This is a genomic window from Curtobacterium sp. B18, from assembly GCF_000333375.1.
Lineage (GTDB): Bacteria > Actinomycetota > Actinomycetes > Actinomycetales > Microbacteriaceae > Curtobacterium.
The window spans coordinates 1-10921 of sequence record NZ_BACZ01000609.1; the positions used below are offsets into that span (position 1 = coordinate 1).

Consider the following 10921-nt stretch of genomic DNA (forward strand, 5'->3'; position numbering starts at 1 on the left):
CGTTGACCCGGTCCGCCGGTTCGCTGCCGGCCGAGAACACCCGGACCCGGTCACCCGCCAGGTGCTGCAGGTACCCGGCGGCCATCTGGGAGCGGCCGGCGTTGTGCACGCACACGAAGAGGACCGTGGGGAGACCGCTCACGCGAGCGCTCCCGCCTCGAAGCCGATGAGCCACGTGACGCCGAACGCGTCGCGCACGGTGCCGTCCCAGTCGCCCCACGGTCGTTCCTGCAGCGGGTCGATGACGGCGCCGTCCGAGGCGAGGTCGTCGAACCAGCTGCGGAGCACGTCGGGTTCGGCAGCGCCGAGCAACGAGAACAGCAGCCCGGTCGCCGAGAACGCGTCCTCGCCGGCCGGGGCGTCGGCGGCGAAGAGCGTGATGCCGCCGCCGGTGAGCTGCCCGTGGGCGACGGCGTCGGCGGGGCCGTCCTCCCGCGAGAAGTCGGCGAAGGTGGCGATGCGCAACTCGCCGCCGAAGACGTCCTGCCAGCGCCCCAGCGCCTGCAGCGCGGTGCCGTCGAACTGGAAGTAGGGCGAGGGCCCGTTCACGTTCATGCTCGGACCCTACCGCTCGTGCCGTCTCGTGTGGGGCTCGAGAGCCGGCCGATCGACGGACGGGAGGCGCGGTGCGGCCGCACCGCGCCTCCCGTCCGACACGGGACCGCTCCGTCAGCCGAACAGCCCGAGTGCTTCGTCGACGACGTCCTCGGGGCGACCCGCGCCGTCGGTCGCCCACCAGGTGAGGGCGGCGCTCGCCGCCGCCGCGAGGGCGTGTGCCCGGACCCGGGTCGCGAGGTCGTCGACCGACCCGCCGTCCCGCTCGGCCACGAACCGTTCGATCACGCCCGTGAGGGCGCTGACCGCGGCCTCGCCACCGCGCTCGAGCGAGGGGTTCGCCCGGATCACCCGCAGGCGGTGCCGGGTGACCTCGACGGCGTCGTCCGGGAACGTGGCGCCCACCCGGTACGCGGCGCGGAGGGCGACCCACGCGGACTCCGATGCCGGCCGTGCGGCGAGTGCGTCGGTGAACCGGACCGCGAACTCGTCGAGGCCGCCCCACACGAGCGCGGCCTTGCTCGGGAAGAGCCGGAAGAGGGACCGACGGCTGACGCCGGCGACGGCCGCGACGTCGTCCATCGACACGTCGTCGAACCCCCGCTCGTCGAAGAGCCGCAGGGCCACGAGCGAGACCGCGTCCGGGTCGATGGTCCGTGGACGTCCGGTGGGCCGGTCCGTCGTGGAGGGCATGGATTCCTTTCGGCACTGAGTGCTACAACTGTGGTGGCGCAGCGAGCGCCTCGCAGTGAGGAGACGACATGACCGACACCACCGCCGGACGGTTCACCGGCAGGACCATCATCGTCACCGGGGCGGGTTCCGGCATCGGACGCGCCACGGCGACGCGCATCGCGAACGAGGGCGGGCGGGTGATCGGCACCGACGTCGTCGCCGAGCGGCTCGACGCACTCCGCACCGAACTCGACGGCCTCGATCTCGAGACCGTCGTCGGCGACGTCACCGCGCCCGAGACGATCGCCGCGATCCTCGCAGCCGCCGGGGACCGGGTCGACGGGCTCGCGAACGTCGCCGGCATCATGGACGCGTTCCTCCCGCCGAGCGAGGTCGACGACGCCACCTGGGACCGCGTGTTCAGCGTGAACGTGACCGGGCCGATGCGCCTGACCCGCGCGGTCCTGCCGCTGATGATCGCCGCCGGACGCGGCGTCGTCGTGAACGTGGCGTCCGAGGCGGCGCTCCGGGCGTCGGCCGCGGGTGCTGCCTACACGGCGTCGAAGCACGCGATCGCCGGGTTCACGAAGAGCGTCGCCTTCTTCCACGGACCGCAGGGCATCCGTGCCAACGCCGTCGCGCCCGGTGCGGTGGCGACGAACATCGAGGCACCGATGCGCAGCGAGTACGCGGCCGGGCGGGTGGGCCCGATCATGCAGACGACGATCCCGCCGGTGGCGCAGCCCGAGCAGCTCGCGGCGGCGATCACGTGGTTGCTCAGCGACGACTCGGCCAACGTGAACGGTGCGGTGCTGCCGAGCGACGGCGGGTGGTCGGTGGTCTGAGCGGCCGCCTACACTGCCGACATGACCGAGGTCCCCGACGCCCGCTCCGACTGGGGCCGGTTCGCCCCCGACTCCGTCGAGCGGCGGATGCTCGACGACACCGGGACCGCACTCGGGCTCGTCCTCCGTCCCCGCACCGTCGTGCTCGACCGTGCCCGGGTCGAGGTCGAGGGCATCGACGCCGACGACCGCGTCGTCGTCCAGCTCGTCGCGAACCAGGGTGCCTACAAGCCCGCTTGGCGCAACAAGGTGATGGCCGACCTGTTCAAGCTGCTCTGGCTGCGGCAGTCCGTCCCCGGGGTCGAGCGGGCCGTCCTCGTCGTCGCCGAACCGGCTGCACGGGCGCTCGCCGGGTGGGTCTCGGTGGCCGCCGAGGACCTCGGCGTCGAGGTGCTCGTCTGGGACGGGCACGCGGCGGCACCGGCGCGGCGCTGACACCGCGCGACCGTTCACACGTTCGCAACACATGTGGCCCGACTCCGTAACACGAGCGTCCTAGCCTCGTCACCAGCAGCGGATTTCCGCGTCGCAGACGAACCCGAGCTCGCGACGCACGCTCTCCGCCATACGAGATCGAGCCTGCGTGCTCGCCGACGGTATGGAGGAACGGATGACCACAGCAGCGGTCCGGGTGGACGCGGTGCGCAAGGTGTACGGCGGTGGCCCGAGCGCCATGGTCGCCCTCGACGACGTCGACCTGACGATCGAACCCGGCAGGTTCGTCTCGCTCATCGGCCCGAGCGGATGCGGCAAGTCGACCCTGCTGCGCCTCGTCGCCGGCCTCGAGCCCGCCGACCGCGGCGCCGTGCAGGTGCACGGCGTCACCCCGGCACAGGCGTGCGCGGCGAAGCTGATCGGCCTGGTGCCCCAGACGCCGGCGCTGCTGCCCTGGCTCACCGTGCTGCAGAACGTCTCCCTCGCCGGTCGGGTCAACCCCGGTGCCGGGCGTCGGCGCGCCGCCATCGAGGACCTCGAGGAGCGCGGAGCCGACGGCGGCCCGGACATGCGGCAGCTGCTCCGGATGGCCGGGCTCGGCGAGGCGATGGACAAGCTGCCCGCACAGCTCTCCGGGGGCATGCAGCAGCGTGCGGCGATCGTCCGGGCCTTCGGCCTGCGCCCCGACGTGCTGCTCATGGACGAGCCCTTCTCGGCCCTCGACGAGTTCACGCGCGAGTCGCTGCAGGACCAGCTGCTCGACCTCTGGGACGAGCTGCGGACGACCGTGCTCTTCGTCACGCACTCGGTCTCCGAGGCGGTCCGGATGTCGGACACGGTGGTCGTCATGGCGCCCCGGCCCGGACGGATCGTCGACGTCATCGACATCGACCTGCCGCGACCGCGGAACCAGCGGTTGTTCGAGGAACGGCGGTTCCACGAGTACGAGGACCTCGTGCGGACGCGCCTGCACAGCGCGTGGCACGCGACGGACGCGGCCTGAGGGAGACGACCTGATGACCACCACCAGCACGACCTCCACCGCCTCCGCCACGACCACCACCGTCGAGTCCAAGGCCGCAGCGTCCCGTCGGCCGCTCCCCGGCTGGATCCGCCCGACGGTCTGGACACCCCTCGTCGTGATGCTCGCCGTCCTCGCCGTGCTGTGGCAGATCGGCGCGACGACGATGCCGTACCTGCTCCCGCCGCTGCCCGCGGTGGGGGAGACCCTCGCCACGCAGCTGCCCTACTACCTGCAGAACGCCGGGATCACCCTCGTCGAGTCGCTCGTCGGCCTCGGCATCGGGTTCGTGGCCGCGTTCGTGCTCGCCGTGCTGACGAGCGAGCTGCCGATCGTCCGTCGCGCCGTCATGCCGATCGCGATCGTCCTCAACGTGACGCCGCTCGTCGCGATCGCCCCGGCCCTCGTGGTGGCGTTCGGGTTCGGTCCGCTGCCGAAGCTCGTGATCACGGCACTCATCTGCTTCTTCCCGATCCTCATCAACACCGCCACCGGGCTGCGGTCCGTCCCGCAGCCCGTGCTGCAGGTGTACCGGACCATCGACGCGTCCCGCATCGAGATGCTCGTGCACCTGCGGATCCCGAACGCCCTGCCGTTCGTGTTCGCCGCGCTCCGGATCGTGTTCCCGCTGTCGATCATCGGCGCAGTCGTCGCCGAGCTGTCGGCCTCGGGGTCGACCGGCGGCCTCGGCACCGTGATCAGCACGGCGTCGTCGATGAACCAGCTCGACGTGGTCTACGCCGCGATCGCGATCCTCGCGGTGATGGGCGTCGCCCTGCTCGGCGTCATCTCGCTCGTCGAGCGACGCGTCCTGCGCTGGCACCGCACCGCGAACGACTGACGGCGACCGCCGACCCGCCCCGCCACCGCACCGCCCGGCCACCGCACGCCGCCCCGCGGCCAGCAGCACCACCTGCCGGCGCGAGCCTGCCCACGCGACGCCGGCCGCGCCTCCAGGACGACCCCAGCCGCCCCCTGACCCGCACCCATCCCGCCCCGCCCCCGCCCCGCCCTGCACCACCCATCCCTTCCCACAGGAGTGACCATGCAGCACCGCACCCGCCCGCACCGCACCCGTCCGCACCGCACCACGGCCGCCCTCGCGGCCCTCGCCGCCACCGCCGCGGTGGCACTCACCCTCTCCGGCTGCAGCACCGGATCGAGCGCCGGCACCGGCTCGTCCGAGGGCAGCGCCATCTCCGCCGAACGGTGCAAGGAGAACAAGGCCGCCGGCCCGATCACCTACCTGTCCGGCTACCAGTACCAGTCCTCGGCGTCGATCCTCGAGTACATCGCCGCGGACCAGCTCGGCTACTTCAAGGACCTCTGCCTCGACGTCACCCTGAAGCCCGGCTCGGGCGACACCGCCCAGAACACCAAGCTCCTGGCGAGCGGCCAGGCGACGGTGTCGGCCGTCGCAGAGCAGGACCTCATCCAGGCCCGGGCGAACGGCATCGACATCACCGGGATCTCGTCGTACTCGAATGCCGGGCTCGACATCCTGATGACGAACAAGGACATCACGAAGCTCCCGCAGCTCGACGGCAAGGTCGTCGGCCACAAGGGCTACGTCCCCGCGTCCGTCCGGGCGATGATGGAGAAGGCCGGGGTGGAGTGGGATTCGCTCACCCTCGTGAAGGAGGGCTACGACCCCTCGGTCCTGCCGCGCAAGCAGAACGGTCTCGAGGCCCTCACCGGCTTCGTGTCGAACGAGCCGAACCTGCTCAAGGCCGCCGGTGACGACGTCACCGTGTGGCAGCCCGTCGACTACGGCATCCCCTCGTCGATCGGCGCCATGGCCGTGAACCCCGCGTTCGCGAAGGCCCACCCGACCGCCGTCGAGGACGTCCTGCGCGCAGCCCTGCACGCTTACGACTTCTGCTCCTCGAGCGCGGCGAAGACGAAGCAGTGCGTCGGGTACGCCGCGAAGCTCTCCGGCGCGACCTACGACGAGGCGCAGAACGCGAAGATCTGGACGACCGAGACGAAGGTCATCGCGGACAACCCGACGCCGGGCCAGCCGCTCGGGGGCATCGACCCCGAGAACGTGTCGAAGCTCGTCGACATGCTGCACCAGTTCGACATCGTGAAGACCTCCGTCACCGCGGACGACGCGAAGCGCTGGTTCACGAACGAGTACATCGACGCGATCACGAAGGACGGCGAGACCGTCTGGCCCGCACCGTGACCCGGGTGGGTCGCGCGGGCGCGCGACCCACCCGGCACGACGTGACCAGCACCGAGCAACGACCAGAGAGGCGGCGCACCATGCCCGCGAAGGAGTACGGGATCTTCCTCCCGATCGGCAACGGCGGGTGGATGCTCTCCACCACGGCACCCCACCCCGAGGCGACCTACGCCTGGAACAAGCGCGCAGCCCTGCACGCCGAGGCGATCGGTCTCGACTTCGTCATGTCGATGGCGAAGTGGCGCGGCTTCGGCGGAAGCACCGACCACTGGGGGCGCTCCCTCGAGTCGATGACGATGATGGCCGGGATCGCCGAGGCGACCGAGCGCGTGAAGGTCTGGGCGACCATGCACGCGAACGTCCACAACCCGGCGGTCGCGGCGAAGATGTACACGACGCTCCAGGACCTCTCCGGGGCCGGGCGGGCATGAACATCGTCAACGGGGCCTACGCGGCGGAGTTCGAGCAGTTCGGGATCTGGGACGCGGGCCTCAGCCACGCCGACCGCTACCGCATGACGGAGCTGTGGACCGAGGCGGTCACCCGCCTCTGGACCGAGGACAGCGTCACGATGCACACGCCCTACTTCGACCTCGACGCGTGCGAGTCCCGCCCGCACCCGGCCAGCCGGCCGACGATCATCAGCGCCGGCAAGTCCGAGGCCGCTCGGGCGTTCCAGGCGAAGTATGCCGACGGTGCCTTCCTCGCCGCGGACAGCCTCGACGAGATGCGCGACCTGTCCCGCGACGTCCACGACCGTGCGGCCGCCGAGGGCCGGGAGTGCCGCACGTACTCCATGCTCACCGTCGTGCAGGACGACACCGACGCGGCCGCGCAGCAGAAGGTGCGCGCGTGGGGCGCCGGCGTCGACCGCGAGGCGCTGGCCTCGATGCGGGCGTCGTGGGGCGTCCCCGCCGAGCAGGCCCGTGCGTGGGCGGACGGCGCGGCGGGCGAGGACGCGTTCCAGACCGCGTACGTCGCCGGTTCCGCCGAGACCGTCACCGAGCACATCGAGTACATCGTCGACCGGGGTGAGCTCGACGGCCTCATGCTGATCTTCCCCGAGTACGACCAGGACATGGTGCGCTTCGGCGAGACCGTCCTGCCCGCACTCCGCGAGCACGACGCGGCGGTCGTCCGGTGACCGGCGGGACCGGCGGGCTCGACCCGAGGCTCGCCCTGCTGCCGGACGGAGCGTCCGGCCCGGCGGCTGGCCGCTCACCGGCGCTGGTCGTCGTCGACGTGCAGCGCGACTTCGGTGAACCCGCTCGCATCGCCGGGTACGGCCTCGACGAACGAGCCTCCGCCGCCGTCGAGGCCGCGATCACCCGGATCGGCGAGCTCGTCGAGGCGGCACGGGCGGCGGGCGTCCCCGTCGTCTGGGTGGAGCTCGGCAGCGACCCGTCCGTCCCCTGGCACAGCAGCACGTGGTTGCGTGGTGGTCCGCTCGACGGGCCGATGCCGGAGGACGAGCCCTGCCGGATCGGCACCGCCGGCGCCGAGTGGTACCGCACGGCGCCGGCACCCGGCGAGACCCGCGTCGTCAAGCGCGGCTACAGCGGGTTCCTCGGCACCGACCTGGAGGCGCGGCTCACCACCGCGGGGATCGGCTGGCTGACCGTCGTGGGACTCACGTCCGAGTGCTGCGTCTTCGCCACGGCGCAGGACGCGATGCAGCTCGGCTGGCCGGTCGTGGTGCCGTCGGACGCCACCGCCGCCTACGACATCGACGTGCACGACGCCGCGCTCACGATGATCGAGCTGAACATCGGTGTCGTCACGGACGCTGCCGAGACCACGGCGCTGTGGCAGGCGTGGGCGGCGGCGAAGGTGGGTGCCCCGTGAGCGGCATGCACATCGCCTACGACCTGTCCTTCACCCACACCGAGGGGCGCTGGGCCGCGCCGGGCAGCTGGGTCGGCCAGGACTTCCCCGACGTCCGGATGTACATGGAGGTCGCACGGACCGCCGAGCGCGCCGGCGTCGACATGCTCTTCTTCGGCGACGGTTCCGGCGTCCCGAGCACCTGGCGCGGCAGCATCGACCCCGCGGTCGAGTGGGGGATCCAGTGGCCTCGACAGGACATGTCGCCGGTCATCGCGGCGATGTCGACGGTGACCGAGCACATCGGGTTCGGACTGACCTACTCGTCGACGTTCACGCACCCGTTCGCCACCGCCAGGCTGCTGAACTCGCTCGACCACGTCACCGGCGGCCGGATGGCGTTCAACGTCGTCGCCTCGTCGCGGGGCGCGGACGCCGCGAACTACGGCTCCGACCACCTGGTCGACCACGACCTCCGGTACGAGCGGATGGAGGAGTTCATCGGCGTCTGCCGCGCGCTCTGGGACTCCGTCGCGCCGGACGCGATCGTCCGTGACCGGGCGACCGGCCGGTTCGCCGACCCGTCGAAGGTGCACCCCATCGACCACGACGGCCGGTTCTTCAAGGTGCGCGGGCCGCTCGCCAGCGTCCCGAGTCCGCAGCGTCACCCGGTCGTCGTGCAGGCCGGCAACTCACCGCGGGGCATCGCCGCGAGCGCGTCGTTCGCCGACCTCGTGTTCGGGTTCGGGGCGAGCGTCGCCGGGCAGCTGCGCCACCGGAGCGCCCTCGATGCCGCACTCGAGGACGCCGGCCGGGACCCCGCCGGGGTCGGGATCCTCTGGGCGACCCAGGTGATCGTCGGCGCGACGCACGCTGAAGCCCAGGCCCGACGGGACTCGCTCCTGTCGTTCTGGAACCGCGAGGCGGTCGGCACGTTCATCTCGCACAACGCCGGGTACGACTTCTCGACGCTGCCCGCGTCCTTCCGGCTCGGGGACCTGCGCGACGAGATCGTCGCCGCCCAGGCGAGCCCGGCCGGTCTCGTCGGCAGCCTGGTCGCCGAGTTCGGTGAGGACCACACGATGGACCGCGACGACTTCTTCGAGCACGGGTGGCGCGCCGCGACCGGCCTCGACCACATGCTCGTCGGCGACGCCGCGGGGGTGGCCGACGCCCTCCAGGAGAACTTCGCCGCGACCGGTGGGCGGGGCGGCTACATGCTGTCCAGCCCGCTCGGGATGCCGTCCGGGTTCGCCGACCTCAGCGAACTGCTCGTGCCGGAACTCCGCTGTCGCGGGGCCCTCGCGCCGCGGTACCCGGGGACCACGCTCCGCGAGAACCTGGCGGTGTGAGGTGACCCTGGCCCGTCGGTGGCTCGCGCTCGGCGGGCTCTGCCTCGGCTTCTTCATGTTGCTGCTCGACAGCACGATCGTGTCCGTTGCCCTGCCCGACCTCGGGCGCGACCTCGGTGCCGACGCGTCGACGTCGGTGTGGGTGAACAGCGCCTACCTGTTCGCGTTCGCCGTCCCGCTGCTCGTGGCGGGCCGGCTCGGCGACCGGTTCGGGCACCGGCGCGTGTACCTCGTCGGGCTCGCGGTCTTCACGATCGCCTCGGTCGGGTGCGCTGCCGCGCCGGGGATCGGCGCCCTCGTCGCCTGGCGCGCGGTGCAGGGCCTCGGCGCCGCGTTGCTCACCCCGCAGTGCCTGACCGTGATCCGGTCACTGTTCAACCCGCCGCGGCTCGCCGTCGCGCTCGCCGTCTGGAGCGCCGGCGGCGGGGCGGCGACGGTCGCCGGGCCGATCGTCGGCGGGCTGCTCGTCGAGGCGTGGGGGTGGCCGTCGGTGTTCCTCGTGAACGTGCCCGTCGGGATCGTCACGGCGATCGCGGTCCTCCGGTTCGTGCCCGTCTCCCGGCGCATCGCCGTCCCGCTGCCCCTGTTCGCCGTCCTCGGCGTGACCGCGGGGGTCCTCGGGGTGGTCGTCGGCGTGCAGGGCACGGACACCGGGCTGCTCGCCGACCCGGTCGCCCGTGGTGGAGCGGTGCTGCTCGGCGCCGCTGTGGTCGCAGCCGTCCTCGTCCGGCAGCGGCGTGCCGGCGACCGCGCCCTCGTGCCGCTCGCGCTGTTCCGTGACCGCGGCTTCGTCACCGGGTCGTGGGGTGCCACGGCCGCGTCGTTCTGCGTCGGGTCCGCGCCGATCCCGCTCATGCTCGACCTGCAGCAGACCCGCGGGCTCAGCGCTGGATCGGCGGCCCTCGTCCTCGTGCCGATGGGGATCGCGTGCCTCGCCTCGGCGCCGTTCGTCGGTCGCATGACGAACACCGCCGGCTCCCGGGCGACCGCGACGGTCGGCGCCGTCCTCCTCGTCGTGTCGGTCGCACTGACTTCGGTCCTCGTTGGTGCAGCGGCGCCCCTCTGGACGATCGCCGCGGCCTTCACCGGGTTCGGGATCGCGAACGCGTTCGTCTGGTCGCCGTTCTCCCTCGCCGCGGTCCTCGGAGCGGGCCCCGCGACGGTCGGGGCGGCCTCGAGCGTGTTCAACACCGTGAAGCAGCTCGGCGCCGTGCTCGGCAGCACCGCCACCGCCGTGCTGCTCGCGACCGCGGGGGACGCGGTCGCCCTCGGTGCGCTCGCGCTCGTCGCCTGCGGTGCGGTGGTCGCGGCGCGGGCACTGTCCGGCCGTCCGGCCACCTCCGCGGTGCTGACCGGTGAGATCGTGCACGGTGCCGGGGTCGGACACGACCTGGGGTTCCCGACCGCGAACCTGCGGCCCGACAGCGGCTCCGACGCCCCCGTTCCCGGCGACGGGGTCTACGTCGGGTGGCTCGCTGCTCCCATCGGCGCTCCGGCACGGCAGGCGCTCGTGTCGATCGGCAGCAACAGCACCTTCCCCGATCGTCCCCGCACGGTCGAGGTCCACGTGCTCGACTTCGACGGCGACCTGTACGGCTCGGTCGTCGAGCTCACCGTCGGACGACGCATCCGACGCCAGCGGAGGTTCCGCGGGCCGGACGCGCTCGTCGCAGCCATGCGGTCCGACGAACGCCGTGCGCGCGCCGTGCTCGCACGCTCATGACCGATCGGCCCTGACCGTTCGTCCCCGACCGCTCGTTCCCCGAGGAGGACCCCATCGTGCACGACCACTTCATCGAGGACCCACTCGACATCCGTGAGGCCATCGCCGAGGTGCCCTCCGTCGTGGCCGCCCATCGCACGTGCGTCGACGGTTCCCCCGTGGTCATGGTGGCGACGTCGTTCACCGTCGGTGTCTCCTACGACCCGCCGCTCGCCACGATCGCCGTGCAGCACTCGTCGACGACGTGGCCCGACCTCGCAGCAGCGCCGACGCTCGGCATCTCGGTGCTCGGCGACGGACACG

General features: G+C 72.4%; 12 protein-coding genes and 1 pseudogene. 10 read left to right on the forward strand and 3 right to left on the reverse strand.

Annotation, left to right across the window (positions count from 1 at the left end; all coding sequences use genetic code 11):
- From I5E_RS24735 to I5E_RS16490, 3 genes are all read right to left on the reverse strand, one after another.
- The coding region (locus I5E_RS24735) for an arsenate reductase/protein-tyrosine-phosphatase family protein (RefSeq protein WP_022907955.1) at positions 1-142 on the reverse strand (142 nt) is incomplete at its 3' end.
- Entirely contained in the window at positions 139-555 is a 417-nt protein-coding gene (locus tag I5E_RS16485; protein WP_022907956.1) for a hypothetical protein, read from the reverse strand. The genes I5E_RS24735 and I5E_RS16485, both read right to left, overlap by 4 nt.
- Positions 556-669: 114 nt before the next feature.
- Entirely contained in the window at positions 670-1248 is a 579-nt protein-coding gene (locus I5E_RS16490; protein ID WP_022907957.1) for a TetR family transcriptional regulator, read from the reverse strand.
- 68 nt (positions 1249-1316) lie between these two features.
- Here I5E_RS16490 and I5E_RS16495 point away from each other — a divergent pair, with 68 nt between their 5' ends.
- From I5E_RS16495 to I5E_RS16540, 10 genes and pseudogenes are all read left to right on the forward strand, one after another.
- Positions 1317-2075 carry an SDR family NAD(P)-dependent oxidoreductase gene (locus tag I5E_RS16495; protein WP_022907958.1) on the forward strand — a complete coding sequence of 253 codons (759 nt, stop codon included), beginning with the start codon at positions 1317-1319 and terminating at the stop codon, positions 2073-2075.
- A gap of 21 nt (positions 2076-2096) precedes the next feature.
- Positions 2097-2510 carry a hypothetical protein gene (locus tag I5E_RS16500; protein WP_022907959.1) on the forward strand — a complete coding sequence of 138 codons (414 nt, stop codon included), beginning with the start codon at positions 2097-2099 and terminating at the stop codon, positions 2508-2510.
- A 175-nt stretch (positions 2511-2685) separates the two neighbouring features.
- The gene (locus I5E_RS16505; protein WP_031262996.1) at positions 2686-3513 is read left to right on the forward strand and encodes an ABC transporter ATP-binding protein; all 828 of its coding nucleotides are present in this window, start codon (positions 2686-2688) and stop codon (positions 3511-3513) included.
- A 13-nt stretch (positions 3514-3526) separates the two neighbouring features.
- On the forward strand, positions 3527-4372 hold the full coding sequence (locus tag I5E_RS16510; protein ID WP_022907961.1) for an ABC transporter permease: 846 nt from the start codon (positions 3527-3529) through the stop codon (positions 4370-4372).
- A gap of 204 nt (positions 4373-4576) precedes the next feature.
- Positions 4577-5719 (forward strand): ABC transporter substrate-binding protein, encoded by a 1143-nt coding sequence (locus I5E_RS16515; RefSeq protein ID WP_022907962.1) that lies wholly within the window; start codon positions 4577-4579, stop codon positions 5717-5719.
- 131 nt (positions 5720-5850) lie between these two features.
- Positions 5851-6863, forward strand: a pseudogene (locus tag I5E_RS22010) (LLM class flavin-dependent oxidoreductase).
- On the forward strand, positions 6860-7564 hold the full coding sequence (locus I5E_RS16525; RefSeq protein ID WP_022907963.1) for a cysteine hydrolase family protein: 705 nt from the start codon (positions 6860-6862) through the stop codon (positions 7562-7564). Before I5E_RS22010 ends, I5E_RS16525 begins: the two are co-directional and overlap by 4 nt.
- A 5-nt stretch (positions 7565-7569) precedes the next feature.
- Entirely contained in the window at positions 7570-8895 is a 1326-nt protein-coding gene (locus tag I5E_RS16530; RefSeq protein WP_261974977.1) for an NtaA/DmoA family FMN-dependent monooxygenase, read from the forward strand.
- A gap of 1 nt (position 8896) precedes the next feature.
- Positions 8897-10618, forward strand: coding sequence for an MFS transporter (locus I5E_RS16535; protein WP_022907965.1), 1722 nt, complete (start codon positions 8897-8899; stop codon positions 10616-10618).
- A gap of 56 nt (positions 10619-10674) precedes the next feature.
- Positions 10675-10921: flavin reductase family protein (locus I5E_RS16540; protein ID WP_022907966.1), on the forward strand; the 247-nt coding region annotated here is incomplete at its 3' end.

Excerpts from the sequence above, each read along its gene's own strand:
- I5E_RS16485 (WP_022907956.1), bottom strand. The coding sequence starts at position 555 with ATGAACGTGAACGGGCCCTCGCCCTACTTCCAGTTCGACGGCACCGCG.
- I5E_RS16490 (WP_022907957.1), bottom strand. The coding sequence starts at position 1,248 with ATGCCCTCCACGACGGACCGGCCCACCGGACGTCCACGGACCATCGAC.
- I5E_RS16495 (WP_022907958.1), top strand. The coding sequence starts at position 1,317 with ATGACCGACACCACCGCCGGACGGTTCACCGGCAGGACCATCATCGTC.
- I5E_RS16500 (WP_022907959.1), top strand. The coding sequence starts at position 2,097 with ATGACCGAGGTCCCCGACGCCCGCTCCGACTGGGGCCGGTTCGCCCCC.
- I5E_RS16505 (WP_031262996.1), top strand. The coding sequence starts at position 2,686 with ATGACCACAGCAGCGGTCCGGGTGGACGCGGTGCGCAAGGTGTACGGC.
- I5E_RS16510 (WP_022907961.1), top strand. The coding sequence starts at position 3,527 with ATGACCACCACCAGCACGACCTCCACCGCCTCCGCCACGACCACCACC.
- I5E_RS16515 (WP_022907962.1), top strand. The coding sequence starts at position 4,577 with ATGCAGCACCGCACCCGCCCGCACCGCACCCGTCCGCACCGCACCACG.
- I5E_RS16530 (WP_261974977.1), top strand. The coding sequence starts at position 7,570 with ATGCACATCGCCTACGACCTGTCCTTCACCCACACCGAGGGGCGCTGG.